Source organism: Rhodocaloribacter litoris (genome assembly GCF_011682235.2).
Lineage (GTDB): Bacteria > Bacteroidota > Rhodothermia > Rhodothermales > ISCAR-4553 > Rhodocaloribacter > Rhodocaloribacter litoris.
In genome coordinates this window covers 1,966,641-1,991,448 of sequence record NZ_CP076718.1, presented here as the reverse complement: position 1 = coordinate 1,991,448, position 24,808 = coordinate 1,966,641, and the positions used below count along the sequence as shown (strand labels likewise).

Genomic DNA, 24,808 nt, shown 5'->3' with positions numbered 1-24,808 from the left:
TCCGCAACGCGCCCGCTCAGCCGATGCCCAGCGCGTCGATGGCCGCACGCAGGGTGCGGGCGCTGTGCTCCAGGGCCGCCTGCTCGTCCGGGGAGAGCGTCAGCGGGAGCGTGTCGAGCAGGCCGCTGCCGCCCACGACGCGGGGCAGCGCCAGCGTCACCCGCTCCACGGAGCCGACGGCCCCGGTGGGGGCGCAGACGGTCAGGATGGCCCGCTGGTCGTCCCGGATGGCCTGCACGATGCGGGCAAGTGCCGCGCCGATGCCGTAGTACGTCGCCCCCTTGCCCTCGATGATCCGGTAGGCGGCGTTCCGCACGCCCTCGTCGATGCGGCGGCGTGTCGCTTCGTCGAGCACGTGGCCACGCATCCGGCAGAAGTCGTCCAGCGGGATTGCGCCGATGTTCGTCACGGACCAGGCGAGCACCTCGGTGTCGCCGTGCTCGCCCAGCACGTAGGCGTGCACGTGGTGCGGGTCGACCCCCAGGTGGCGGGCCAGCAGCGTGCGGAAGCGCGCCGTGTCCAGCGTCGTGCCGGAGCCGAGGACGCGGTGCGTCGGCACCCCGTGCTCGGCGGCGAAGTGGGCCGTCAGGTGGGTCATGATGTCGACCGGGTTGGTGGCCACCACGATGACGGCCTCGGGCGCGTGCGCCAGCACCTGCGGCACGATGCCGCGGAAGACCTCTGCGTTGCGCGAGAGCAGTTGCAGGCGCGTCTCCCCCGGTCGCTGGGCCACGCCCGCCGCGATGACCACGACCCGCGCCCCGGCCAGGTCGGCATACCGGCCGGCCCGCACGATCAGCGGGTGGGCGAAGGGCGCCGCGTGCGAGAGGTCCTCGGCCTCGGCCACGGCCCGCTGCTCGTTGAGGTCGACGAGGACGATCTCCCGGCCGATCCCGCGCAGGATGAACGCGTAGGCCGCCGTGGCGCCCACGTATCCGGCTCCGATGATTCCGATCTTCATGCTTCCATGGGCCTTCGTTCTTCGGAACGGCTCCGTTGCCTCCGGTGCCCGGAGTCGTTCCCGCCGGCGAACGCAACCGGGGTGCTGGTATGGGTGTTGAGAATATAGATCGGACGGGATATACTGCCAGGGCCCCTGTCTTATTTTTTCTTCAAGCCGAGCTTTTGCATGCGTACGCTCTTGCGGTTCACGGCGCTGCTCGCGGGAGCGGCCGTCGCGTGTCTCCTCGTCTTCCTCCCGTTCCGATCTCCCTCTCCTGCGCCCGCTCCCGCCTATGACACGCCCCGGGATCTGCCGGCTGTGGACGACGGGGAACGGCGTTCGGAGAAGTCGCGGCGCATGGCCGGGGACGCCATGGGCTACCCCGATTACTTCGCCGCGTACCACGCCGGCATCCGCACGCGCCCGGACGGGACGACTTACCCGCCCAACTACCGGCAGGAGGCGCTGTGGAAGGCGCGGGCGGCGGCCAAAGGGCGGGCGCGACGGGCACTGCCCTGGCGGGAACGGGGCCCCGGCAACGTGAGCGGCCGCACCCGTGCCCTCGCCGTCGACCCGGAGGACCCGACGCACCGCACCTGGATCGCGGGCAGCGTGGGCGGCGGCCTCTGGAAGACGACCGATGCCGGGCAGACCTGGCAGGCGCTCGGCACCGACATGCCCAACCTGGCCATCAGCGCGCTCGTGCAGGCGCCCTCCAACCCGGACGTCCTCTATGCCGGCACCGGCGAGGGTTTCTTCAACGTCGACGCCGTCAGCGGTGCCGGCATCTTCAAGACGACGGATCGGGGGCAGACGTGGGTGCAACTGCCCGCCACCGCCACGGACCCCGACTTCCGGTGGGTCAACCGCCTCATCATCGATCCGGCCCGTGAAGACGTGGTGCTCGCGGCCACGAATGAAGGCATCTTCCGGACGGAAGACGGCGGAATCACATGGGCGACCGTCTACCGGCGCGGGCAGGCCACGGGCGGCTCGGGCGGTCGTCTCCAGCAGATCGTCGCCACGCCCGGCAACTTCGCCGTGCAGTATGCCACGGAGAACGGCGTCGGCGTGCTCAAGTCCACCGACGGCGGCCGTACCTGGGCGTTGTCCTCGCAGGGCCTGCCCGACGGTGTGGGGCGGATCGAGCTGGCGATTGCACCCTCGAAGCCGTCCCGCCTCTATGCAGCCCTGGAAGGGAGCACGTCGATGCTTTTCCTTTCCGACGATGCCGGCGGGCAGTGGCGGCCCGTCATCGAAGCCGACCCGGCCGGGGAGCCGGACTGGCTCGGCGCGCAGGGCTGGTACGACAACGCCCTTGCGGTGCATCCCTTCTCTCCCGACACCCTGTTCGTCGGCGGGATCAACCTCTGGAAGATGTCCCTTGCCCCGGGCACCCGTCAGATGGAAGACTTCACCGGTCTCGACGAAGAGGGCACCACGGCCTTCATGTCGTTCGTCCGCTTCAGCAGCGGCACCCAGTTCGGCGGGCGGCTGGCCACCGGGCCCGATGTCGGGGCCACGGGCGTCTCCCGGGCCGACTTCGTCTCGGTCGAGCTACGCTTCGGGCCGGGCCGCAGCCAGCGGGCCCACCGCTTTACCGTCTCCCCCACGGCCGGCACCAACGGCGACGGCGGCGCGGGCATCCCCTTCAGCCAGTACCGGTATGGCGGTTACGTGGAGGTTCCGTTCGAGGTGTGGGACATCACCAACGGCCGCCAGCTCATGCTCTCCTTCCGCGACCAGGCGGACAACGGCGTCTTCGACCTCATCGGGAACAACACCTCGGGCCCGCGCGACACCCAGAGCCGGGAGTACTTCTTCGTCCACGCCCTCCCGTATACCGCCGACGCACCGGCGCCACAGATCGCCCAGAACGGCGGGCTCACCTACCGGATGCTCTACTTCATGTGGCCTTTCCTCCAGAGCGGGGCCGCCTGGAATCCGGAGGCCCTGCCGCCCGCCACGCTTCGCATCCGGTTCGAGTCGTTCGAGGCCCATCTCCGCACCTCCGCGCGGACCGACCTCAACGGCGGGCCGCACGTCGATCACCACGTCCTGCAACTGATTCCAATCGATGCCGGAACCGGTGCCTTCATGATCCTCAACGGCAACGACGGCGGCGTGTACTACTCCGAGGACGGCGGCCGGAGCTGGCAGCACACGCGCAACGGGTACAACACCACCCAGTTCTACGGTGCCGACAAGAAGCCGGGCGCCGATGTCTACATCGGAGGGATGCAGGACAACGGCACCTGGCGCTCCTTCAACGATCCGAACGCCGCCGCGCCCTGGAGCTTTGCCGTGGGCGGGGACGGCTTCGACGTGGTCTGGCATCCGGTAGACGGGGAGAAGATCGTCGCCTCCTACCAGTTCAACGGCATCGTCCGCACCATCAACGGCGGCCTCACCTGGGCTTCGGCGACGACGGGGCTGGGCGATACCGGGGCCTCCGGCGGCGGGCAGTTCATCACCAGCATCGCCCGGACCCGTGCCGACCCCGACCTGCTCTTCACCATCGGGCAGCGCGGCGTCTGGCGCTCCACCGACTTTGCCGCGTCCTGGCAGGCGGCCACCATCGAGACGGACAAGTGGGGCGCCAGCGGCTCGGGCAAGGTCCGCATCTCCCTGGCCGACCCGAACGTCGTCTGGGCCGGATACCGGATGGACGCCACGGGCCGCCTGCAGGTCTCCACGGACCGGGGACGGACGTTCTCGGCGGTCAAAAACCCGGCGGGCGTGAGCGGGCGCTTCTCCGGCCTCGCCACCCATCCCCGTGAACCCCACACGGCCTACGTGCTCTTCTCACAGTTCGGCCTGCCCAAGATCTACCGGACGACCGACCTGGGGCAGACCTGGGAGGATCTCTCCGGCTTCGAGGGATCCCCGGGCGGGCAGAGCACCAACGGCTTCCCCGACGTGGCCGTCTACGACCTGCTCGTGCTGCCGCATGAGCCGCGGGTGCTCTGGGCCGGCACCGAGATCGGCCTGTTCGTCTCGTTCGACGACGGGGCTACCTGGACGTTCGAGGACAGCTTCCCGGCGGTCTCCATCTGGCAGATGCGCGTGGTCGACGACGAGATCGTCCTGGCCACACACGGGCGCGGGATCTGGACGGTGGACCTGGCCGCCGTCCCGACCGGCGTGGAGCCCGTCGCCGGCGCCGTGCTGCCGGCCGCATTCACGCTTGGAGCGAACTATCCGAACCCCTTCGGGCCGGAGACGACCATCCCCTTTGCGCTGCCCCGGCACGCGACGGTGCGCCTGGCCGTCTACGACCTGGCCGGCCGGCGGGTGGCCACCCTCGCCGACGGCGACTTCCCGCCGGGCTTCCATGAAGTGACCTGGGACGCGCGTGCCCTCGCCAGCGGCGTCTATCTCGTCCGCCTCGAAGCGGGCGACTTCGTGCAGAGCCGCAAGCTGACGCTGGTTCGTTGAGCGCCCGGGTCGTCCAAACCACCGGGGCCCGCACGCCATGAAAACCGCTGCCATGATCCGACGCCTGATGACGGGATGCTGCGTGCTCGGGCTCTTCGCCTGTGCCACGCAACGCACCGAGGACGCCGTGCCGCCCCCCCTCGCCTACGAAACGCTGGCCGCCGAAAAGTACGGCGAGGCCGCCGAGATCCTCATGAACGAGGACGAGACCTACGTGCTTGTCCGCAGCCGGGCGGCCTTCGACGCGGCCGCCCCGCTTCCGAAGACCCGCTTCTTCGTCTACGACCTGCAGGCCGGAACGGTGGTCTACGAGGCCGAGGTACAGGGCGACGTGGCCTGGGCCGATGCCCGCCACCTCGACGTCCGTCTGACGCCGGGCACCGTGCAGGCCGATGCTCCCCCGGCCGGCTATCGCCTCGACGTCCGCACCGGGGCCCGGCAGCCGCTCGGCGGAGCGCCCGACGGGTAGGCGTGGAAAAAGAAAAAGGATAGACCCTGCACGGGGCCTATCCTCAATCACCCGGGCGGGTGAAGGTCATTCTTCCAGCTCGGCCAGCGGATCGCGGAAGTAGATCTCGCCGTTGAGCATTTCATTGATGGCCAGCTCGGTCGGCTCGGGCATCATCTCGTATTCGAGCGAGATGCGGGCCTGCTCTTCCTGAAAGCGCGGATCTTCCGTCTCCTCCCCGAAGCCCTCGAAGTAGGCAAGTTTCTCGTCCAGCTCCTGCTTGATGTTCGAAGCGATCTGCCGCGAGCGCTTCGCCAGAATGGCGACCGTTTCGTACAGGTTGCCCGTCTGCTGGGCCAGCAGATCCACGTCCAGGGTTTTCAGTGCCATGGTATGCCGTGACTTTGCTCGTAAGGGCGGGGTGTCGGGTTCCGGCGCATCCTATGCACAGGAGGCGGGCGGGTTCCCCGGCGTGGGGCGGTCGCCCGCGTCAAAGTTCCATGATTTCGCGAAAGGTTCGGGCACGCCGGCGGGACATTTCGACCTCGTGCCCGTCGTCGAGCCGCACCAGCAGGCCGCCGTTGAACCACGGGGTGAGGGTGACGACATGGGTCAGGTTCAGGATGTGCCGGCGGCTGGCCCGGAAGAACGTCTTCGGGTCGAGGCGGGCCTCGAGCGCGTTGAGGGAGCGGTGGATGAGGGGGCGTTCGTTTCCGAAGTAGAGGCGTGTGTAGTTGCCTTCGGATTCGAACAGGCGCACGTCGCCCAGGCGGACGAACCAGCAGTGGTCTCCCTCTTTGACGAAGACGCGATCGGCGGCGGTGAGGTGATCGGCCGGGGCGGTGCCCGGCACCGGCAGGCGCGTGCGGACCTTTTCCAGGGCGGTGGCCAGCCGCTCCGGCTCGACGGGTTTGAGGAGGTAGTCCAGGGCGCTGACCTCGAAGGCGCGCAGGGCATACCGGTCGTAGGCCGTTGTGAAGATGACCGCCGGCACGGGGTCGAGTGCTTCGAGCAGGTCGAAACCGGAGCGGCCGGGCATCTGCACGTCGAGGAAGAGCAGGTCCGGACGGAGCCGTGCAACCGCGGCCTCGGCGGCGTCGGCCTCGGCGGCCTCGCCCACGACGTCGACGTCCGGGTGCGCCCGGAGCAGCCGCCGCAGTTCGTTCCGGGCCAGCCGTTCATCGTCGATGATCAGGGCGTTCATGGGCCGGCTGCGGGTTGGGTTGCGGGGATGGTGGCCGGGAGCGCGACCTCCGCGACGACGACCTCGGGGCCGCCGGGAGCGAGCCGGAGCGTGGCTGCCTCACCGTAGAGCAGGCGCAGCCGCTCGCGGGTGTTGCGCAGCCCGACGCCCGCGGTGGCCCCGGCATCGAGGTGGCCGGTGTTCTCTACCCGCAGGGACAGCCGTTCGCCGTCGCGCCGGGCGGTGATGCGCAGGCAACCGCCGCCGGGCCGCCGGGCCACGCCGTGCTTGATCCCGTTCTCGACGAGGGTCTGCACGAGCAGGGGAGGTACCGGCACGGGCCATGCCGCCGCCTCGACCTCGATGGTGTAGCGCAGACGCGCTTCCAGGCGGACCGCCTCGAGCGCCAGGTACGAGCGGACGACGTGCAGCTCCTCTTCGAGCGACACGGTGGTCCGGGCACCGGCCTGCAGGGTGTAGCGGAGCAGCCCCGCCAGCCGCGTGACGACCTCCTGCGCCCGGACCGGGTCCTCGGCAATGAGCGCCCGCACGCTGTTGAGGCTGTTGAACAGGAAGTGCGGGTTGAGTTGCGTCCTGAGCGTCTCCAGCTCGAGCTCCTTCAACACGGCGGCCAGGCGCCACCGCGCCACCTCGGCCTCCCGGTAGCTCCAGAAGTAGTGGAGCCCGATGTAGACGAGCGACCAGAGTAGCATCGTCGCGCTCAGGTTGAAGAGCATGACGAAGGCGATCCCCGTTCGGAAGCCCGCCGGCGTTGCGGGGCCGGAGGCGAGGGCGGCGATCCCTCCCATCGTGGCCGTCAGCACGGCGGCGAGTGCGAGGCTGGCCAGGAGCACGCGCGGGACCACCTGGGGCAGCGGCCGCTGCAGCCATCTGCGCCGGCGTATAAAACTGCGATAGGCGTGTGTCAGGCCGAGCCCCAGCGTCCCCAGTAACACGTTCGACAGGACGATTGCCGGCGTCGGGGGTTGAAACAGCCCGGCGACCACGATGTTGACGGCCGTGTAGCAACTCCACCCGCCCACCTGGCAGCTCCAGTAGGCTCGGCGACGAGCGGGCGTGGGAAACGCTTCTTTCGGGACCATCTCCTCCGCGGTCTAGGGGGACCGTTTGCGGCGCACGTACCGGTCGAAGAGGCCCCACGCCAGCCCGAAGGCCAGGCCGAGCGCCAGGCCGGCCTCCAGCTCCCCCGCGGCCACCCCCAGGGCGGTCCCCACCCCGGCCCCGACGGAAATCCGTGCCGTCATCGTCCAGCCTGAAGCGGACCGGGGCCTTTGCTCGTTGTGCTGCGTTTCAGGTTCGCGCATGTCAGGGGGAGGCGAGGTTCGAGAGGAAGGCATCCATCTCGGCGAGCATGCCGTCGGGGTCGTCGTACATGACGAAGTGGCGGGCTGTTTCCGACAGGACGATCCGGCCGTTCGGAAGTCGGGCATATTGCGCCCGGAAGCGTTCTTGCACCTGTTCTCGGGTGAGGTAGGGACGGTAGCCGGTCCACGTGCCGATGACGAGCACCGGCGCGGTGATGCGGGCAAGGTCTTCGCGCAGGTCCGTCGTGTACAGTTCATAGAAGGCCTGTGCCACGGTCTTCGGGTCCGAGCGGGCGACGGACTCGAGCACCTCGGCCACGTTGTCGGGGGCGGTGATCATCGTCGGGAGGACCTGGGCCTGGTAGGCCCGGAACTGTTCCGGGGTCTGGGCGGCGAGCATGGCCCGCATCTGCTCGGCCAGGGGCCGGACCGTCTCCGGGGTGGCGTCCGGCTGCCGGGTCGCGGCCAGGAAGGGCAGGGCGTCCAGGATGATAAGTGCCCCGGCAAGGTCCGGCTCGGTGGCGGCCACCCAGAGCGCCAGAAAACCTCCCAGGCTGTGGCCTACCAGCACCGGCTTCTCGAGGTGGTTGCGGCGTATGTATTCGATCAGGGCATCCCGGACGGCCGGCAGGAAAGGGGTCCGGTCGACGGGGGACACCCCGGCAAAGCCAGCCAGGGTGAGCACATGACAGCGATACCGGTTGCGATAGTGGGCCACCGTGCTGTCCCAGACGTCGCCGCCGCTGGCAAGGCCGGGGAGGAAGATCAGGGGCGGGCCCTCCCCCGTCACGGTGACTTCGAAGAGCCCGTTGGCCGGTGGGTCGGCGGGCTGGGCCGCCAGGGAGACCGGTCCGGCGATCGCCAGAAGGAGCGCCGGAAGCATCCGGCAGGCGTTCATCGACGAAAAGGGAAGCATGCGTTGCATGAGAAAAGCGGTTTGGTACGACGGGTGTTCGACTCCGAGCCTACGCGCGGAGGCGCCGGCGTGCCACCTTTTTTTGATGAGCGGTTTCCCGGCTTGATGGGCGGTCGCGGCGGTTGGCGCCGGGGGCGGGCACCGGTGTACAATGCCCCCGGCGTGTCCTATTTTGGGGCGCAGGGCGGCATCCATGCCGCGGACCGGCGCTTCAACCCTTTGCTGCATGCGACTCGGCACTTCCTCGCTCGTGGTGGCGGCCTTCGTGGGGCCGGGGACCGTGCTCACGTGCGCGTCGGCAGGGCTTCGTTTCGGCTACGCGCTCGGGTGGGTGTTGCTGTTCTCGGTCGCCTCGGTCTTTGTGCTGCAATCGCTCACGGCAGGGACGGGCATCCTGGCACGGAAGGGGCTGGGGGAGGCGCTTCGGGAAGTGGCCGTGACACCATGGCGACGGGGGGTGCTCTTCGGCCTGGTTGTGCTCGGCCTCTGGGCCGGGTGTGCGGCCTTCGAGGCGGGCAACCTGGCGGGAGCGGCCGCAGGTGTGCAGACGGTCCTGGGGTCCGGTGTGGAGCATCGGTGGGTGGTGGCGGGGATGGCCGGGGTGGCGGCGCTGTTGCTGACGCTCCGGCTCCAGGCACTCACCCGGATCCTGACGGCTCTGGTGGCCCTGATGGGTTTCCTCTTCGTGGCCACCCTGTTCATCGCGCCGGTGGACTGGCCCGCGGTGCTGGACGGGCTTCTCACACCCCGTGTGCCGGAAGGGAGCCTGGTCACGGTCGTTGCGCTCATCGGCACCACCATCGTCACGTACAACCTGTTTCTTCATGCCTCGGCCACGAAGGCTTACTGGAGGGACGAGGTGCCGGTGCGTGCATGGCGGCGCGAGCTGGTGGGGATGGCCGTCTTTCTTCCGGTCGGCGGGTTGATCTCCTTCGCCATCCTGGCGGCGGGAGCCACGTTGCACGGGCAGGGGGCCGAGCCGGCGACGGTACCGGCCTTTGCCGTGCTGCTCGAACCGGTGGCGGGTCCGGCGGCCCGCTATCTCTTCGGCCTCGGGCTCTTCGCGGCCGGCATCACCTCGGCCGTGACGGCACCGCTGGCGGCGGCCTCCGGCATCCGCGAGCTCTTCGGCTGGCGCGACCCCGACAGCGGGGGTCGGGGCGATGCGCCGGGCTTCCGGCTGGTGTGGGCTTCGGTGGTGCTGACGGGGCTCGTCTTCGGTCTGGCCGGCCTCTCACCGCTGACGATCATCGTCGCGGCCCAGGCGGCCAACGGGTTGCTGTTGCCCCTCATCGCCGCGTTCGTGCTCTACCTTGCCTTTCGCCAGCGTACCCTTGCCCTGCCCCGGTGGTATCTGGCCGCCGGCGGCATCGTCATGCTCGTCTGTGCCGTGCTCGGCGCCCGCACCCTGGCCTGGGTATGGACCCACCTCTGACGGAAGACTTCGCGGCCCCGAGGCCCGGATGCAACAGCTTTCCGCCCCGTGGCGTATCTTTCGCGCACCGCATGGTCCTTTTATGCACTTGAAACGACTGAACCATGGCTGCCTGGATCTGGGTTCTCATCCCCCTGGCCGTGCTCTTGCTGGGAGGCTTCAGCGAATGGCTCAAGTTCAAAGCCAAACAGCAGCAGCTCGGGGCGTCCACCGGTGAACTGGAGGCGTCCGTCGCATCGCTGGAAACGCAGCTTGCCGCCGCCGAACGCCGCCTCCGTAACCTGGAAGCCATCGTCACCAGCCAGCTCTGGGATGTGCTGCACGACGGGTCGTTGTCCGGGCCGGAGAAAGAGCGGGCGCTGGCGGCCGCCCGGGCCGAACTGCATCTTCCGGACGAGGAATCCGATGCCGACAGGGTGGAGCAGATGGCTCGCCGGCTCCGGGTCTGAGGGTTCGTTCCGGTCACATCGGCGGCAGGTGTTTCGTCCTTCTGGAGGCTCCTGTCCGGAGGGTATCCCTGTCCTTTTCAAGCCTTGCCTGACCGTTCCATGAACCGTACCGATCCCAGGCCGCGCGTCGTGATCGTCGGGGCGGGCTTCGGCGGGCTGACGCTGGCCCGGCGCCTGCGGAAGGCCCCGGTGGAGCTCCTGCTCATCGACCGGCACAACTACCATACCTTCCAGCCGCTCCTCTATCAGGTGGCCACCGCCGGGCTCGAACCCGAGGAGATCGCCCATGCCGTGCGCGGCATCTTCCAGCGACAGCACAACTTCCACTTTCTGCTGGGCACGGTGACCGGGGTGGATCTGGCGGCCCGCCGCGTCCGCCTGGCCGACGGCACCGCGATCGGGTACGACTACCTGGTGCTGGCCGCCGGGGCCTCGACCAACTACTTCGGCACCGAGGGCGCCGAAACACACGCCTTCCCGCTCAAGAGCCTGCCCGACGCCGTCGCCCTCCGGTGTCACATCATCCGGCAGTTCGAGGCCGCCGACCGCGACCCCGCGCTGATCGACGCGGGGGGGTTGACGTTCGTCGTCGTCGGCGGCGGCCCGACGGGCGTCGAGACGGCGGGGGCGCTGGTGGAGCTGTTCGAGCTGGTCTTTTCGAAGGACTATCCCCACCTCCCGGTGGAGAAGGCCCGGGTGGTGCTCGTCGAGGCGACGGACCACCTGCTCGGCGGCTTCCATCCCGACTCGCAGGCGCATGCACGGCGGACGCTCGAACGGCGGGGCGTGGAGGTCCGCACGGGGGACCCGGTCGTCCGTGTGACGGCGGAGGCCGTGCACCTGCGCAGCGGCGACGTGATCCCGACGCGCACGCTCATCTGGGCGGCCGGCGTCCGGGCCAGTCCGCTGGCCGACCGGCTCGGCCTCGAGCAGACCGGCGGTGGTCGCCTGGTTGTCGAACCCGACCTGAGCGTGCCCGGTCATCCGGAGGTGTTTGTCCTCGGCGACCTGGCCGGGAGCCGGGACGAAGACGGCAACCTGCACCCGCAGCTGGCCCCGGTGGCCCTGCAGGGTGCCCGGCACGTCGCCCGGCAGATCCGGCGACGCCTGGCCGGAGTCCCGGGCGAGCCGTTCCGCTACCGCGACAAGGGCATCATGGCCACCATCGGCCGTAATGCCGCCGTGGCCGAGCTCGGCTTCGGCCTGCGCACACGCGGTTTCCTGGCCTGGGTGATGTGGCTTTTCCTCCACCTGGTCATGCTCATCGGCTTCCGCAACCGGCTCAACGTGCTCGTCAACTGGGCGTGGAACTACCTCACCTACGATCGCAGCGCCCGCCTCATCCTGGACCTGCCGGTTTCCCGTGAAGCCGTCGCCCGCCACGACGCGGCACCGGGACCGGATCTTCTCACCGGCAAGACCGTTTCCGAAACCGACTTGTCCGCCCGCCGTGTCTGACCCGGTCATGAAACGCGTCTCGCCTTTTTCGTGCCTGCCGCTGCTGTGTCTGCTGGTCGCCTGTGGCACGTCCCCGGGCGAGCGTTCCCCGGCTTCCTCCTCCGCCGTACCCGCCTTTCTCAACCACGCGCCCGAGGCCGCCTATGTGGGCAAGGAAGTCTGCGGCACGTGCCACCCGGACAAGTACGAGACGTTCGTCCGCTCCCAGATGGGCCGTTCCTTCAAGCCGGCCACGCTCCAGAACAGCGCCGCCGACTTCGAGAACGCCCGCCCGGTCTACGATCCCCACAACGACCTCTACTACCGGCCCTTCCACCGGGGGGACTCGCTCTACATCATGGAGTACCGGCTGGCCGGGCGGGACACGGTCCACAAGCGCATCGAAAAGATCGACTACATCATCGGGTCCGGGCAGCACACGAACTCCCATATCATGGAGGTCAATGGCTACCTCTACCAGATGCCGCTGACGTGGTACGCGCAGGACGGCAAGTGGGACCTGCCGCCCAAGTTCGCCGGGGGGAACAACGCCCGCTTCTCCCGCCCGATCCCCGTACAGTGCATGACGTGCCACAACGCCATGCCCGGCTTCGTGGAGGGCTCCGAGAACCGGTTCTCGCACGTGCCCGACGGGATCGACTGTGAGCGGTGCCACGGCCCGGGTTCGGTGCATGTGGAGGCCATGCGGGCCGGCCGGGCCGTCGACGTGACGCGGGAGATCGACCGCACCATCGTCAACCCGGCCAAGCTGCCCGTCGAGCGGCAGTTCGACGTGTGCCAGCGCTGCCACATGCAGGGCGCCGCCGTCTGGAAGCAGTCGCCGATGGCCTTCCGTCCCGGCATGCGCCTGGCCGACTTCGAGAACGTCTTCTGGCCCCGCTTCGCCGACAGCACGCACCAGTTCATCATGGCCTCCCACCCGGACCGGCTCAAGATGAGCGAATGCTTCATCCAGACGCAACGCCAGCCCGATCCCGACCGCGGCAGCCTGACGTGCATCACCTGCCACGACCCGCACGTGCCCATCGAGACGATGGAGGCCGACCACTACAACCAGGTGTGCCAGTCGTGCCACACGGCTCCGAAGGCGGCCACCTGCTCCGAGGACGCGGCCGTGCGGGCCCGGGCCGCCGACAACTGCGCCGGCTGCCACATGCCCGTCTCGGGCTCCATCGACATCCCGCACGTGCGGATCACGGACCACTTCATCCGTGCGGTGCGGCAGGACGAGGTCGAGATCCTCTCAGCGGAAGAAGACCTCGACCGGCGGCGGCTCGTCCGGATGGCGGGCCTCATCGACCCCGCACCGCCGCCGGAAGAGGTGGCCGAGGGGTTTCTGACCTATTATGAGGAGATCACGAACCACCCCGGCTTTCCGGACTCGGCGGCGGCCTATCTGGAGAAGGCATTGCGCACGAAATCGCCCCGCGAGCTGGCCGGTCCGCTGATCCGGGCGTGGTTCTGGCAGAAAAGGTTCGACGAGATCAAGCGCCTCGGGCCGACGCTCCGGCCCGGCGACGTGGACGATGCCTGGACGTGGTACCGCATCGGGGAGGCTTTCCTCTCCACCGGGCAGCCGGACGCCGCGGTGACCTACTTCGAGCGGGCCGTGGACCGGGCCCCCGAGCACCTGCGCTTTCTCAACAAGCTCGGCGTCGCCTACAGCCAGGCGGGCCGGCTCAGCGAGGCCCTCGCCACGTTCGACGCCGTCCTGCGGGCCAACCCGAAGTTCGAGGAGGCCTACAACAACCGGGGGTTCACCCGGGTGCTTCAGGGCGACGCCACCGGTGCCGAGGCCGACTTCAAGGCCGCCCTCGCCCTCGACCCCGACGCCGTGATGCCGCTGGCGAACCTGGCCTCACTCTACTACAACCTGGGACGGAAGGCGGAAGCACGGCCGTACGTGCAACGCCTGATCGAGCTCGATCCGCGCAATGCCGATTACCACCGGTTCCTGCGCCTGCTCGATTCGCCATGAGGCCGGTGTGCCCGGGCGCGTATCCAGACGCCATCCGTTAAACAGCCACCATGTTGCCCCTCTACATGGTTCAAGCCCTTCGCAGGGTACTCCGGCGGATGTTCCGGCGTGCGCCCACGCCCGCGCCGCCGTCCGACCGCCGGGCGGTGATCGAGCGGATCGTCGGCACGGCGGTGCAGGACCCGGCGCTCTACGAACGGGCGCTCACGCACCGCTCCGTCTCGCGCGGCCGCCCGGACAGTCATCTCTACTCGAACGAACGCCTTGAATTTCTCGGGGATGCCGTGCTGGGGTTCGTCACGGCCGAACACCTCTATCACCATTTCCCCGACCGGGACGAAGGCTTCCTGACGCGCCTGCGGGCCAAGCTCGTCAACGGCCAGTCGCTGGCCCGCCTGGCCCGGCAGATCGACCTGGGATCGGTGATCCGCATGAGCGACAACATGGCGCAGGGCGGGGGCCGCAACAACCCGAGCATCCTGGCCGATGCCTTCGAAGCCCTCATCGGCGCGCTCTATCTGGACCTGGGGCCGGCGGCGGCGCGTGCCTTCATCCACCGCGTCATGCTCGACCAGGTGGACCTCGACGCGCTGGCCCGGCAGCGGGACAATTTCAAGAGCCTGCTGCTCGAATACGTGCAGGCCCACGGCTGGCCCCAGCCGCGCTACCGGGTCACCGACGAGGAGGGACCCAGCCACGAACGCATCTTTACCGTCGAGGTGCTCCTGGGTGACCGGCCCTACGGCTACGGCACGGCCGGCAGCAAGAAGAAAGCCGAGCAGGAGGCCGCCGGCATGGCCCTCGAACGCCTGCGCGCCGAGGAACGCGCCGGCACGTGAATTTCCCTTGCACCCCCCCGCCTTCAGAACTGGAACCGCTTTCGGGCGGTTCAAGCCCGCGCTCGAAAAACCCGCGACCGCGAGCCCGGCTCGCCTGACCGTTTAACCGCGAACATGGCCATCGACCTGAACTTCACCGATCGCTTCCTCCACCGTCACCTCGGCCCTTCCGACGAAGAAATCCGCCAGATGCTCGACGCGCTCGGGCTGCCCTCACTGGACGCCCTCGTGCAGGAGGCCGTACCGGAGCCGGTCCGCACGCGCCGGCCGCTCGACCTGCCGCCGGCCCGCACCGAGCACGAACTGCTCGACGACCTGCGCCGGATCGCGGCGAAGAACCAGGTCTGGCGCTCGTTCATCGGCCTGGGCTACCACGACACCGTCACGCCGCCGGTCATCCGGCGTCATGTGCTCGAGAATCCGTCGTGGTATACCCAGTACACCCCCTATCAGGCCGAGATCTCGCAGGGCCGGCTCGAAGCGCTGCTCAACTTCCAGACGATGGTCATCGACCTGACGGGGTTCGAGATCGCCAACGCCTCGCTCCTGGATGAGGGCACGGCGGCGGCCGAGGCCATGATGATGTTCCACCGGTCGGCCCGCGGCCGGGAGCGCAACGTGTTCTTCGTCTCGGAGGCCTGCCACCCGCAGACCATCGCCGTGGTGCAGACGCGGGCCGAGCCGCTGGGCATCGAGGTGGTGGTGGGCGACCACCGCGCCTTCACGTTCACGGAGCGGGTCTTCGGGGCGCTGGTACAGTACCCGGCCACCGACGGGGCGATCTACGACTACGAGGACTTCTGCGCGGCGGCGCACGCGGCGGGCGCCTACGTGGTGGTGGCCGCCGACCCGATGAGCCTGGTGCTGCTGAAGCCGCCGGCCGCCTTCGGCGCGGACGCCGCCGTGGGCAGCACGCAGCGCTTCGGCGTGCCGCTCGGCTACGGCGGGCCCCATGCCGCCTACTTCGCCACGCACGAGGCCTTCAAGCGGCAGGTGCCCGGCCGCATCATCGGCGTCTCGGTGGACGCCGACGGCAACCCGGCGCTGCGCATGGCGCTCCAGACCCGCGAGCAGCACATCCGCCGGGAAAGGGCCACCTCCAACATCTGCACGGCCCAGGTGCTGCTGGCCGTCATGGCCGGCATGTACGCCGTCTACCACGGCCCGGACGGGCTGCGCCGCATCGCCACCCGCCTGCACAACCTGACGCGCGTGCTGGCCCGCGGCCTCGAGCACCTGGGCCACACGATTCGCCACGACCACTTCTTCGACACCCTGCGCGTGGACCTGGCCCCCGGCCTGACCGCCGGGCGCCTTCGTGAACGAGCCGCCGCCCGGCGGATCAACCTGCGCTACTACGACGACGGCTCCGTCGGCATCGCGCTCAACGAGACCACCCGCGCCGAAGACCTCGACGACCTCTTCGCCGTCTTCGCCGGGGACCGCGACTTCGACTTCACCGCCGCCGAGCTGGCGGGTCGCATGGAATCCGGCTACGACGGCCCGCTGGCCCGCACCACGCCCTACCTGACGCATCCCGTCTTCAACCGCTATCACTCGGAGACGGAGATGATGCGCTACCTGCACCACCTGGCCGGGCGCGACCTCTCGCTCACGACGAGCATGATCCCGCTCGGCTCATGCACCATGAAGCTCAACGCCGTCGCCGAGCTGGCGCCGGTCTCCTGGGAGGCTTTCAGCCGGATCCATCCGTTTGTTCCGCCGGAGCAGGCCGAAGGCTACCGCCTCATCGTCGAGCAACTGGCGACGTGGCTCGGCGAGATCACCGGCTTCCCGGGTGTCTCGCTCCAGCCCAACTCGGGTGCCTCGGGCGAGTACGCGGGGCTGCTCGTCATCCGTGCCTACCACGCCAGCCGGGGCGAGGGACATCGCAACGTGTGCCTGATCCCGTCGTCGGCCCACGGCACCAACCCCGCCAGCGCCGTCATGGCCGGCATGGAGGTCGTCGTCGTGCAGTGCGACGACCACGGCAACATCGACCTGGACGACCTGCGGGCCAAGGCCGAACGGCACGCCGACCGCCTGGCCGCGCTGATGATCACCTACCCGTCCACGCACGGCGTCTTCGAGACGGGCATGCGGGACATCTGCCGGATCATCCACGAGCACGGCGGGCAGGTGTACATGGACGGGGCGAACATGAACGCGCAGGTGGGCCTGTGCCGCCCCGCCGAGTTCGGCGCGGACGTGTGCCACCTCAACCTGCACAAGACGTTCGCCATCCCGCACGGCGGCGGCGGGCCGGGCGTGGGGCCGATCTGCTGCGCCGAGCACCTGAAGCCGTTCCTGCCGGGCCACCCGCTGGCCGAGACGGGCGGCGAACGGGCCATCGGGCCGGTGGCGGCGGCGCCCTACGGCAGTGCCAGCATCCTGGTCATCTCCTGGGCCTACATCGCCCTGCTCGGCGCCGAGGGGCTCACGCGGGCCTCGCAGGTGGCCATCCTCAACGCCAACTACATGGCCCACCGCCTGCGCGGCGCCTACGACATCCTCTACACCGGGCGCAACGGCCGCGTGGCCCACGAGTTCATCCTCGACCTGCGCCACCTGCGCCAGCGCACCCCGCTGACCGAGGTGGACGTGGCCAAGCGGCTGATGGACTACGGCTTCCACGCCCCCACCATGTCGTGGCCCGTCGTCGGGACGATGATGGTCGAGCCCACCGAGAGCGAGTCGAAGGAGGAGCTGGACCGGTTCTGCGACGCCATGATCGCCATCCGCGAGGAGATCCGGGCGGTGGAGACGGGGGCGGCGGACCCCGAGCAGAACGTCCTCAAGAACGCCCCGCACACGGCCGCCCTGGTCGCCGCCGACACGTGGACGCTGCCCTACGGGCGCGAGCAGGCCGCCTTCCCCGCCCCCTGGACGCGCACACACAAGTTCTGGCCGAGCGTCCGCCGCGTCAACGACGCCTACGGGGACCGCAACCTGGTCTGCGCCTGCCCGCCGATGGAGGCCTACGCCACGGTGGGCTGAGACGTGTGTACCCTCCGATCATGGCACACGGATGAGCACGGATCGGGGGCGGATTTTGGCCACGAAGGCACGAAGACACGAAGGAGGGCCGGTCCCCCATCTTCAACGTGCAACGTGGAACCTGCAACGTGGAACCTGCAACGTGGAACCTGCAACGTGGAACCCGTCATCCCTTCACCCGCCGGCCTCTTCGGCCAGGCACGCCGGGATGCCCTCGCGGAAGGTGGGATAGCGCATCGTCACCCCCAGCTTTTCCCAGACGGCGCGGGCGTCGATGAACCGGTTCTGGCGTTGCGTCTCGTGCACGTCGTCGAGCGGGACGGAGGGGGGCAGGGGGAGGCCGAGCAGGTCGGCGGCGAAGGCGGCCCGCTCGCGGCGGGTGGCGGGGCCGGCGTCGGCCACGGGGTAGGCGCCGGTGAGGTCGGCGTCGAGGGCGGCCACGGCCAGGGCCGCCAGGTCGTCCACGTGCACCGAGCCGCTGTAGGCGGCGCCGTCGCCCGGGAGGCGGTAGCGCCCTTCGCGGAGGGCCACATGCAGGCCGCGCCCCGGCCCGTAGATGGCCGCCGGGCGCAGGATGAGCGTGGACCAGGGGCCTGCGCGGAGCTGCCGTTCGGCGGCCAGGCGGAGGCGCTGCCGTTCGGTGGCCGGGCGCGGCGGCGTAGTCTCGTCTATGTGTCCCTGCGTGCCGTAGACGCCGGTGGTGGAGAGGTAGACGAGCCGGGCCGGGCGGTCGCCCAGGGCGTCGAGGACCCAGGGCGTCGGGTCGAAGGGCCGGCCGTCGCGGCGGAGGGTGGGGATGCTGTGGAGCACACGCACGCCGGCGGGCAGGCGCGCCCGCAGTGCCGCCCGGGCCTGCGCGTCGGCCAGGTCGAGGGGCACCACGGTGACCCCGGCCTCGGCGAGCGATTCTAGGCGGCCGGGGTGGCGCGTCGTCGCCAGGACAGCCTCGCCGCGCGCCGCAAGCCGCCGGGCCACGCGGGCGCCGGTGTAGCCCGCCCCGAGGATGAGGTACGTCGCGGCCATGGCGTCAGGAGGCGGGCGCCTCGGCCGGGGCGACGAGCCGGTGCATCTTGCCGGGGAGGCGTTTGCCCAGGAACGCCTCCAGCCGCCGGGTGCACGCCGCCACCTTCGCCAGGTCCACGCCCGTCGGCACGCCCAGGGCGTCGAGCAGGTACACCGTGTCCTCCGTGGCGATGTTGCCCGTGGCGCCGGGGATGAAGGGGCAGCCGCCCATCCCGCCAAGGGAGGTGTCGAACCGGGCGACGCCGCATGCGAGCGCCGCCACCACGTTGGCCAGCCCCAGCCCGCGCGTGTCGTGCAGGTGCAGCACCAGCGGCGTGTCGCCGATGACTTCCTGCACGGCCGTCACACGCTCGCGGATCATCACCGGGTTGGCCATGCCGGTCGAGTCGGCCAGCGAGATCGACTCGACGCCGAGGGCGGCGAAGCGGGCGCACAGGTCCACCACGAAGGGCAGCGGCGTGTCGCCGGGGGCGGCATAGCCGAAGACCGTCTGCAGGCCCAGCTGCGGCTGCATCCCGTAGGCGTGGGCGCGGCGGATCATCTCCTCGGCCTGGCGCACGCCCTCGGCCACCGTCATGTTGGCGTTGTCGCGGCTGTGCGTCTCGTTGGTGGCGATGGACAGGTCGACGTGCGTGAGGCCGGCGGCGTGGGCGCGTTCGAGGCCCCGCAGGTTGAGCGCCAGCCCCGTGTAGACGATCCCCTCGCGGGCGGGCAGCCGGGCCACCACCTCCTCGGCGTCGGCCATCTGCGGCACCCACTTCGGATGCACGAACGAGGTCACCTGGATACGGCGCAGCCCCGCCGCCACCAGCCCCTCGATGATCGCCACCTTCAGGTCCGTGGGGATGGGCTTCTCCTCGAACTGGAAACCATCCCGCGGGCCCACCTCGCACAGTTCGACGAAAGCAGGGTAGGGCATAGGATGTTGCGGTTGGATGAACGGGCTCCGTGCCTTACGGCCCGACGCCGCCCCGGGTTCTCCGGCCAGGGCACACGGGCGTACGCGGTCCCCGGGGCGACCCCTCTGGGTGCATCTACGTCTTTCGAAGGAGAACATCATATTGTGGGCGAAAAAATGTAAAATTGCTGCGTGTTATATATGCGTGGGGAATAAAGTCCTGCAATGAGAGGTCATATAGTCACCCCCGACCCTGTACACAAGAATAGATGCCTCCCTCCGACGAACTGCTGGCATCGTTCCGCCATAGCCTGCCACCGCCCGATCCCGCCTGGCCGCCCGAGGTGCGTGCCCTCGTGACCTACCTGCACCATCACCTCTTCGACCCGGCGCTGCGGGCCGCCACCGCGCGGCAGGCCCTCGGCCTCCGGGACCACAACGTGACGAGCCTGTTCGCGGCGTGCCTCGGCTGCGGGATACGGGCCTACGTGAACCGGCGGCGGGTGGAGGCGGCGCAGGTGCTGCTACGGCAGACCCCGGCCGCTGTCACGGAGATCGCCCTGGCGGTGGGATATGCCAGCCTTTCGACCTTTCACCGCGTCTTCCGCCGCGAGACCGGCCTGACCCCGGCGGCCTATAGCGGAGGTCATTGTTATTGAGGGCATGGCTGCCCTTAGCGAATCGAACCCATCGCGTAGCCGCGGGCTTTAGCCCGGGCTCTCCTGCGGGCCAAGAGCCGCACCCGTGAAGGGTGCGGCTACATCGCGCCTGCCATCGGTGCCTCAATGCCATTGACCCACGCTATACCGGCAGGCGCAGAAGAAATGAAAGAATAAATGCGTAGCATATAGAAATACAATCCGTTATGGTAACGGAGGGGTGCTCTCCCTGCGATGTTCCTGCTATCAAACCGCTCTGCCCCATGAGACGACGCATCGTATCGTTCACGGCCGCCGGGCTGCTGGCGCTGGCCCTGCTCTCGGGCGGGGGGTGCAGCCTCCTCGACCAGGATGCCCAGGACGGCCCCTTCGACGTCGAGGTTGTCTTCCGCGCCGACGACACACTCGACCCCAAGGGCCAACTCTTCGTCTTTTTTCCCTGGTCCATCTCACCCGACGGGCAGTTCGTGACCGCCATCGAGAACTTCGGGACGGACTTCGAGCACGTGGTGCTGATTGCCACCGACGGCCGGGGGGTGCTGCGGCGGCTCACGGCCGACTTCGGGGCCTACAGTCACGCCGGGCTCTCCCCCGACGGACGCTATGCCTTCTACAGTTTCGCCACCGGCGGGGTGAATGAGGAGAACCTGCCGCTCACGGACATCATGGTGGTGGACCTCGAGACGGGCACGCAGCGGCGGCTGGGACGCCTGGATCGTCTCGAAGCGCCTTACGCCATGTCGCCGGACAATCGCTACCTGCTGGGTACGGAGTGGATGGGCTTTGGTGTGGGTGCGCAGCTTCGGGTGTGGGATCTGACGCAGGAGCAGCGTGCGGGGAAGCCGCTCGGCGGCGGGCGGGCGCTCTACCCATCAGCACGCTTCACGCCGGACAGCAAAGCCGTCTATGCCAATGAGGGAATTCCCGGGCAATCATTAGTCCGGGTGAACCTCGAAACGGACTCCGTACACACGATTTTACAGGAAGCTGCAACGCTAATAGACATCACACAGGACGGCCGGCATCTGCTCGTCGGTGCCGGGGGGCCTGGACCCGGAGGAACTGCCTGGCTCGACGTAGAGACAGGTACGTTACAATACCTCGAGCGAGATGAATTTGAAGCCACCTGGGATTTGAGTCCTAACGAGCAGTATTTACTCACATACCGATTTGTGTACAAGGACGGATGGGAATATCCCGATATTGAACGCGTCTTCATTGTTTCGGTAGACGGCACGGAGCGCTACGAACTGCCGCTGAAGGAGGTCGGGCTGATAGGATTTCTCTCCAACGACAGCGTGCTCTTGTCGCGGCTGAGGAACGATCGGTCGGAACTCCTCGTGGCCCGGCTGCGGCCAACCACCCCGTGATCGTGCGGGGTACCAATTCATTTCAAGCCATGAAAACCAGATCGGGTGCCCCTTGTTGGCGTGACCCTCCTCAGACGGCTAACAATGCGAATTAAGGGTAGAACGCGAGGATCCACATCGCAGCGGCCAGGCGCCCAAAGACGTGCACCAACAAGCCCTCGAACGACCGCACTTTAGAGGCGGCCTCGATCCCGGTCTTCTGTTCGATCCAATTGAACAGCGACTCGATCGGCTGCCGGCGCTGACTGACCCGCCGCGAGTACACTTTGTCGGTCAGCCGTATATCAGCCTGCCCCTTGCCCTTCTTCACCGGCGTGCACAGGTGCAGGTTTTGCTCGGCAGCCAGGCGCTCGCCTGGCTCACGATCCGCGTAGATCTTGTCGGCAAACAGGCGCCCCTGGTGCAGGCACGGTAGGATCTGTCGGGCCACGGTCAGGTCATTGGCCGGGCCGGGAGCCAGTCCGATGTAGAGCGGCAGCGGCATCGTGCCGGGACGCCGCCGTGCGACGACATGTACCTTCACGCCGTAGAAATACAGGTTCTTCGAGGCGCAGAAGCCTTTGCCGGCGATGTGCGGAGCGACCCTGGCCCAGGCCGAGCGCTTCTGCTGGGCCATCACGACCGGAAAAGAGTCGATGATGTAATCGGTTGGTTCACCAGNNNNCNCNNCAGGTCGCTCACCAGAGGACTGGCGCGGRCATGCCTSCAGSGCYGCYTCGACCAGCAGGGGGAAGGCATCRGCCAGCCGGTTGAGGCGCTGCACGAAGGCGACGTAGGAGGGCAGTYTGGGGAAGAAGGCCATCAGGTGGTCGCGGGTGTAGGCGTAGATGTCGGTCAGCGTGCGGCGCTGCTGCATGAGCCCGAAGAGGTAGACGGTGAGGACTTCTTCATCGGAGAAGGCCGGCGCGTGGTTGTTGCTCAGGCGCTGGGCAACGACGCAGAGGCGGCGCTGATACTGCTCACAGACGTGGAGGAACAGATGAATGAGCGTATATTGCCAGTCCATGGGGTTCTCGGGCGTTTGGTTGGAGGTGAGGGGTCATCTCCTTCTAAACGCTCGGGACACCATGGAGTCAACTCTTAATTCGCATTATCACGTAGACACCTATCGGGCGGGCTATCTGGCCGACCTGGGCTTTAATCGAAAGATCGGCAGCGACTATGACATGGAGGCTTATACTGACTTTTACTTTGGTCAGATTCCCAATGCTGCTTGGGACCCCGATCGAGAGCGTATTATTTTCTGGCCCGCGCTTGCACTCTCCGACAAGATCATCTATCACGAATTCAACCACGGGGTTACCTACTATCTCAACGGCGGAATAACCAGTTCTTTCGATGAGGAAGGTGCCATCAGCGAAGGAAATGCAGACTATTTTGCCGGTGCAAAAACAGGGCGAAGCCTCATTGGCGATTGGTACATTAGAGCCTATCCAAGTTATGCTGATCCCGATGGAGATGATAACGATGTTAGGAGAGACATGTCCAATCCGATCATCGCCACCTATACCGACTACTTAAACAGAAACCCTGGACCTCACGATGGGGGAGAGTTCTGGTCGGCAGTCCTGTGGGATCTGCGCAACGACCCTGGCATCAGCACAGCGCAGGCAGACCACCTCGTTTATGCTTCAATCGCTCGCGTGGACGGCAATCCAACGTTTGCCGAGTACCGCAGCGCCATGATCGCGGAAGACCAGGCCGTCTACGGGGGAACGCATGTCTGTACCATCAAGAACGTTTTTGCCAGTCGGGGAATCGGCACACCGGGTTTTACAGCCTACATCAATGGTCCGGGTGTCGTCAACCCGGGTGAAACAAACACCTGGACGGCGGTGACATCCTGTGCCAGCGGTACGGTTACCTATCAGTGGGACTATCAGCCCGAAGGCTCCTCAACGTGGTACAGCCTCGGCACTTCCCAGAACGTTACAACGAGCTTCTGGGATCCAGTTTACCTCCGTATTCAAGCCACCAGTGGTGGTCAAATAGCCACGAGCACTATGTACGTCTATGTCAATCCAGACGGGTGCAGCGAGATTCTTTGCAATCAGGAATCAGAGACAGACATTACTTTGTTTGATACGAAAGTTCATAAGCCAGGGGTGCCAGAGGCCTACCAAATATTTGGCAACTACCCCAACCCTTTCAACCACGTAACAGAAATTCGCTATGGCTTACCAGAGGAGGCGCAAGTGCGCCTTGTGATCTTTGACATGATGGGTCGTGAGGTTTCTCGTCTGGTGGAGGAGCGACAGGCTGCAGGCTACCACATCGCGCGGTGGCAGGCGGAAGGAATGCCCAGCGGAGTCTACCTGTACCGGCTGGAGGCAAATGGTTTCGTTGCCACCGGCCGCCTCGTCCTGCTCAAGTAAGATCCACCCCAAACCCCATCATGAAGGGGGCACCCTGTGGGGTGCTCCCTTTTTTTGCCCTGGTCGGTTCCGCTGCTCCCCAGACCATTAGCACAGGGCTCGTCACCACCTCCTCGGCGTCGGCCATCTGCGGTACCCACTTCGGGTGCACGAACGAGGTCACCTGGATACGGCGCAGCCCCGCCGCCACCAGCCCCTCGATGATCGCCACCTTCAGGTCCGTGGGGATGGGCTTCTCCTCGAACTGGAAACCATCCCGCGGGCCCACCTCGCACAGTTCGACGAAAGCAGGGTAGGGCATAGGACGTTGCGGTTGGATGAACGGGCTCCGTGCCTTACGGCCCGACGCCGCCCCGGGTTCTCCGGCCAGGGCACGTGAGCCGGGGAGGGAAAACTACCCGGCCCTCCCGGCGCAAATTTCCCGTTTTTCTTCGTACTCCTAGAGTAGACGAACCCGCCCCGGCCGACCATGCCCACCCTCGATGAACACCTGAGGACCTTTCGCCGGAGCCTGCCACCGCCCGATCCCGCCTGGCCGCCCGAGGTGCGTGCCCTCGTGGCCTACCTGCACCGGCATCTCTTCGACCCGGCGCTGCGGGCCGCCACCGCGCGGCAGGCCCTCGGCCTCCGGGACCACAACGTGACGAGCCTGTTCGCGGCGTGCCTCGGCTGCGGGATACGGGCCTACGTGAACCGGCGGCGGGTGGAGGCGGCGCAGGTGCTGCTACGGCAGACCCCGGCCGCTGTCACGGAGATCGCCCTGGCGGTGGGATATGCCAGCCTTTCGACCTTTCACCGCGTCTTCCGCCGCGCGACCGGCCTGACCCCGGCGGCCTACCGGCAGGCGCAGAAGAAATGAAAGAAGAACGAACAGAAGAAATGCGTAGCGCGATTAAAAGAAAGGGGGTATAATAGTTCTAGCCGTAGATCGGCCCGGTGATACCCTTTCCAAACCAACAAGAGAGGTACATTATGAAGCGCCAATTGATTAACGCCATAGCCTTGGTTGTAATTCTGCTCGGCGGGCTCTATCTGACGACAACGCCATATGAGGCGAAGGCGAAACCTGTTGAA

The 24,808-nt window shown here is 67.7% G+C and carries 21 protein-coding genes and 1 pseudogene; 12 read left to right on the top strand and 10 right to left on the bottom strand.

From position 1 onward, the window contains the following. Positions 1-16: 16 nt before the first annotated feature. Positions 17-961, bottom strand: coding sequence for an L-lactate dehydrogenase (locus GQ464_RS08230; protein WP_166980437.1), 945 nt, complete (start codon positions 959-961; stop codon positions 17-19). A gap of 168 nt (positions 962-1,129) precedes the next feature. On the opposite strand from GQ464_RS08230, the gene GQ464_RS08225 reads away from it, so the two are divergent. Beyond that, positions 1,130-4,381, top strand: a complete 3,252-nt coding sequence (locus GQ464_RS08225; protein WP_166980439.1) for a T9SS type A sorting domain-containing protein — start codon at positions 1,130-1,132, stop codon at positions 4,379-4,381. A 52-nt stretch (positions 4,382-4,433) separates the two neighbouring features. Beyond that, the gene (locus tag GQ464_RS08220) at positions 4,434-4,850 is read left to right on the top strand and encodes a hypothetical protein (protein ID WP_166980441.1); all 417 of its coding nucleotides are present in this window, start codon (positions 4,434-4,436) and stop codon (positions 4,848-4,850) included. A 66-nt stretch (positions 4,851-4,916) separates the two neighbouring features. On the opposite strand, the gene GQ464_RS08215 is transcribed toward GQ464_RS08220, so the two are convergent. The 5 genes from GQ464_RS08215 to GQ464_RS08195 all read right to left on the bottom strand — a co-directional run bounded on the left by GQ464_RS08215 (position 4,917) and on the right by GQ464_RS08195 (position 8,262). After that, positions 4,917-5,219: a DNA-directed RNA polymerase subunit omega gene (locus GQ464_RS08215; RefSeq protein WP_166980443.1), complete on the bottom strand. Its 303-nt coding sequence runs from the start codon at positions 5,217-5,219 to the stop codon at positions 4,917-4,919. A 100-nt stretch (positions 5,220-5,319) separates the two neighbouring features. After that, on the bottom strand, positions 5,320-6,033 hold the full coding sequence (locus GQ464_RS08210; RefSeq protein ID WP_166980445.1) for a LytR/AlgR family response regulator transcription factor: 714 nt from the start codon (positions 6,031-6,033) through the stop codon (positions 5,320-5,322). Next, the gene (locus tag GQ464_RS08205; RefSeq protein ID WP_166980447.1) at positions 6,030-7,115 is read right to left on the bottom strand and encodes a sensor histidine kinase; all 1,086 of its coding nucleotides are present in this window, start codon (positions 7,113-7,115) and stop codon (positions 6,030-6,032) included. The genes GQ464_RS08210 and GQ464_RS08205 overlap by 4 nt, the downstream gene beginning before the upstream one ends. 12 nt (positions 7,116-7,127) lie before the next feature. Next, positions 7,128-7,277 (bottom strand): glycine zipper domain-containing protein, encoded by a 150-nt coding sequence (locus tag GQ464_RS08200; protein ID WP_166980449.1) that lies wholly within the window; start codon positions 7,275-7,277, stop codon positions 7,128-7,130. Between the two features lie 61 nt (positions 7,278-7,338). Beyond that, complete coding sequence (locus GQ464_RS08195; RefSeq protein WP_166980451.1) at positions 7,339-8,262, bottom strand: alpha/beta fold hydrolase; 924 nt, start codon at positions 8,260-8,262, stop codon at positions 7,339-7,341. A gap of 217 nt (positions 8,263-8,479) precedes the next feature. On the opposite strand from GQ464_RS08195, the gene GQ464_RS08190 reads away from it, so the two are divergent. The 6 genes from GQ464_RS08190 to gcvP all read left to right on the top strand — a co-directional run bounded on the left by GQ464_RS08190 (position 8,480) and on the right by gcvP (position 17,409). Next, positions 8,480-9,688: an Nramp family divalent metal transporter gene (locus GQ464_RS08190; protein WP_166980453.1), complete on the top strand. Its 1,209-nt coding sequence runs from the start codon at positions 8,480-8,482 to the stop codon at positions 9,686-9,688. A gap of 104 nt (positions 9,689-9,792) precedes the next feature. Next, complete coding sequence (locus GQ464_RS08185) at positions 9,793-10,137, top strand: hypothetical protein (RefSeq protein WP_166980455.1); 345 nt, start codon at positions 9,793-9,795, stop codon at positions 10,135-10,137. A 99-nt stretch (positions 10,138-10,236) separates the two neighbouring features. Then, positions 10,237-11,595: an NAD(P)/FAD-dependent oxidoreductase gene (locus tag GQ464_RS08180; RefSeq protein WP_166980457.1), complete on the top strand. Its 1,359-nt coding sequence runs from the start codon at positions 10,237-10,239 to the stop codon at positions 11,593-11,595. 7 nt (positions 11,596-11,602) lie between these two features. Continuing rightward, complete coding sequence (locus GQ464_RS08175) at positions 11,603-13,573, top strand: tetratricopeptide repeat protein (RefSeq protein ID WP_166980459.1); 1,971 nt, start codon at positions 11,603-11,605, stop codon at positions 13,571-13,573. 50 nt (positions 13,574-13,623) lie between these two features. Beyond that, on the top strand, positions 13,624-14,412 hold the full coding sequence (gene rnc / locus GQ464_RS08170; RefSeq protein ID WP_228350720.1) for a ribonuclease III: 789 nt from the start codon (positions 13,624-13,626) through the stop codon (positions 14,410-14,412). 114 nt (positions 14,413-14,526) lie between these two features. After that, a complete protein-coding gene (gcvP, locus tag GQ464_RS08165; protein WP_166980461.1) occupies positions 14,527-17,409 on the top strand; it encodes an aminomethyl-transferring glycine dehydrogenase in 2,883 nt (960 codons plus the stop codon). Between the two features lie 174 nt (positions 17,410-17,583). Here the strand turns inward: gcvP and GQ464_RS08160 are convergent, their stop codons facing one another. Both GQ464_RS08160 and GQ464_RS08155 read right to left on the bottom strand, forming a co-directional pair. Further along, on the bottom strand, positions 17,584-18,432 hold the full coding sequence (locus GQ464_RS08160; protein ID WP_228350719.1) for an NAD-dependent epimerase/dehydratase family protein: 849 nt from the start codon (positions 18,430-18,432) through the stop codon (positions 17,584-17,586). Positions 18,433-18,436: 4 nt separating this feature from the next. Continuing rightward, the gene (locus GQ464_RS08155; RefSeq protein WP_166981844.1) at positions 18,437-19,351 is read right to left on the bottom strand and encodes a hydroxymethylglutaryl-CoA lyase; all 915 of its coding nucleotides are present in this window, start codon (positions 19,349-19,351) and stop codon (positions 18,437-18,439) included. Positions 19,352-19,599: 248 nt separating this feature from the next. Between GQ464_RS08155 and GQ464_RS08150 the strand changes: the two genes are divergently transcribed. Both GQ464_RS08150 and GQ464_RS08145 read left to right on the top strand, forming a co-directional pair. Then, a complete protein-coding gene (locus tag GQ464_RS08150; protein WP_166981841.1) occupies positions 19,600-19,989 on the top strand; it encodes a helix-turn-helix transcriptional regulator in 390 nt (129 codons plus the stop codon). A gap of 263 nt (positions 19,990-20,252) precedes the next feature. Then, on the top strand, positions 20,253-21,359 hold the full coding sequence (locus GQ464_RS08145) for a TolB-like translocation protein (protein WP_166981838.1): 1,107 nt from the start codon (positions 20,253-20,255) through the stop codon (positions 21,357-21,359). Between the two features lie 91 nt (positions 21,360-21,450). Here the strand turns inward: GQ464_RS08145 and GQ464_RS08140 are convergent. Next, positions 21,451-22,161, bottom strand: a pseudogene (locus GQ464_RS08140) (transposase). Between the two features lie 265 nt (positions 22,162-22,426). Between GQ464_RS08140 and GQ464_RS08135 the strand changes: the two are divergent. Then, positions 22,427-23,734, top strand: a complete 1,308-nt coding sequence (locus GQ464_RS08135) for a M36 family metallopeptidase (RefSeq protein ID WP_166981880.1) — start codon at positions 22,427-22,429, stop codon at positions 23,732-23,734. Here GQ464_RS08135 and GQ464_RS19005 read toward each other — a convergent pair. After that, positions 23,727-24,035, bottom strand: a complete 309-nt coding sequence (locus GQ464_RS19005; RefSeq protein ID WP_228350718.1) for a beta/alpha barrel domain-containing protein — start codon at positions 24,033-24,035, stop codon at positions 23,727-23,729. The two genes, GQ464_RS08135 and GQ464_RS19005, sit on opposite strands and share 8 nt — an antisense overlap. 168 nt (positions 24,036-24,203) lie before the next feature. On the opposite strand from GQ464_RS19005, the gene GQ464_RS08125 reads away from it, so the two are divergent. Next, entirely contained in the window at positions 24,204-24,593 is a 390-nt protein-coding gene (locus GQ464_RS08125; RefSeq protein ID WP_166981877.1) for a helix-turn-helix transcriptional regulator, read from the top strand. The last annotated feature ends 215 nt before the right edge of the window (positions 24,594-24,808 follow it).

Excerpts from the sequence above, each read along its gene's own strand:
- GQ464_RS08155 (WP_166981844.1), bottom strand. The coding sequence starts at position 19,351 with ATGCCCTACCCTGCTTTCGTCGAACTGTGCGAGGTGGGCCCGCGGGAT.
- GQ464_RS08135 (WP_166981880.1), top strand. The coding sequence starts at position 22,427 with ATGGAGTCAACTCTTAATTCGCATTATCACGTAGACACCTATCGGGCG.
- GQ464_RS08225 (WP_166980439.1), top strand. The coding sequence starts at position 1,130 with ATGCGTACGCTCTTGCGGTTCACGGCGCTGCTCGCGGGAGCGGCCGTC.
- GQ464_RS08190 (WP_166980453.1), top strand. The coding sequence starts at position 8,480 with ATGCGACTCGGCACTTCCTCGCTCGTGGTGGCGGCCTTCGTGGGGCCG.
- GQ464_RS08185 (WP_166980455.1), top strand. The coding sequence starts at position 9,793 with ATGGCTGCCTGGATCTGGGTTCTCATCCCCCTGGCCGTGCTCTTGCTG.
- GQ464_RS08220 (WP_166980441.1), top strand. The coding sequence starts at position 4,434 with ATGATCCGACGCCTGATGACGGGATGCTGCGTGCTCGGGCTCTTCGCC.
- GQ464_RS08205 (WP_166980447.1), bottom strand. The coding sequence starts at position 7,115 with ATGGTCCCGAAAGAAGCGTTTCCCACGCCCGCTCGTCGCCGAGCCTAC.
- GQ464_RS08125 (WP_166981877.1), top strand. The coding sequence starts at position 24,204 with ATGCCCACCCTCGATGAACACCTGAGGACCTTTCGCCGGAGCCTGCCA.
- GQ464_RS08175 (WP_166980459.1), top strand. The coding sequence starts at position 11,603 with ATGAAACGCGTCTCGCCTTTTTCGTGCCTGCCGCTGCTGTGTCTGCTG.
- GQ464_RS08210 (WP_166980445.1), bottom strand. The coding sequence starts at position 6,033 with ATGAACGCCCTGATCATCGACGATGAACGGCTGGCCCGGAACGAACTG.
- GQ464_RS08200 (WP_166980449.1), bottom strand. The coding sequence starts at position 7,277 with ATGACGGCACGGATTTCCGTCGGGGCCGGGGTGGGGACCGCCCTGGGG.
- GQ464_RS08215 (WP_166980443.1), bottom strand. The coding sequence starts at position 5,219 with ATGGCACTGAAAACCCTGGACGTGGATCTGCTGGCCCAGCAGACGGGC.
- GQ464_RS08160 (WP_228350719.1), bottom strand. The coding sequence starts at position 18,432 with ATGGCCGCGACGTACCTCATCCTCGGGGCGGGCTACACCGGCGCCCGC.
- GQ464_RS08230 (WP_166980437.1), bottom strand. The coding sequence starts at position 961 with ATGAAGATCGGAATCATCGGAGCCGGATACGTGGGCGCCACGGCGGCC.
- GQ464_RS08180 (WP_166980457.1), top strand. The coding sequence starts at position 10,237 with ATGAACCGTACCGATCCCAGGCCGCGCGTCGTGATCGTCGGGGCGGGC.
- GQ464_RS08195 (WP_166980451.1), bottom strand. The coding sequence starts at position 8,262 with ATGCAACGCATGCTTCCCTTTTCGTCGATGAACGCCTGCCGGATGCTT.
- GQ464_RS19005 (WP_228350718.1), bottom strand. The coding sequence starts at position 24,035 with ATGCCCTACCCTGCTTTCGTCGAACTGTGCGAGGTGGGCCCGCGGGAT.
- GQ464_RS08150 (WP_166981841.1), top strand. The coding sequence starts at position 19,600 with ATGCCTCCCTCCGACGAACTGCTGGCATCGTTCCGCCATAGCCTGCCA.
- GQ464_RS08145 (WP_166981838.1), top strand. The coding sequence starts at position 20,253 with ATGAGACGACGCATCGTATCGTTCACGGCCGCCGGGCTGCTGGCGCTG.
- gcvP (WP_166980461.1), top strand. The coding sequence starts at position 14,527 with ATGGCCATCGACCTGAACTTCACCGATCGCTTCCTCCACCGTCACCTC.
- rnc (WP_228350720.1), top strand. The coding sequence starts at position 13,624 with ATGTTGCCCCTCTACATGGTTCAAGCCCTTCGCAGGGTACTCCGGCGG.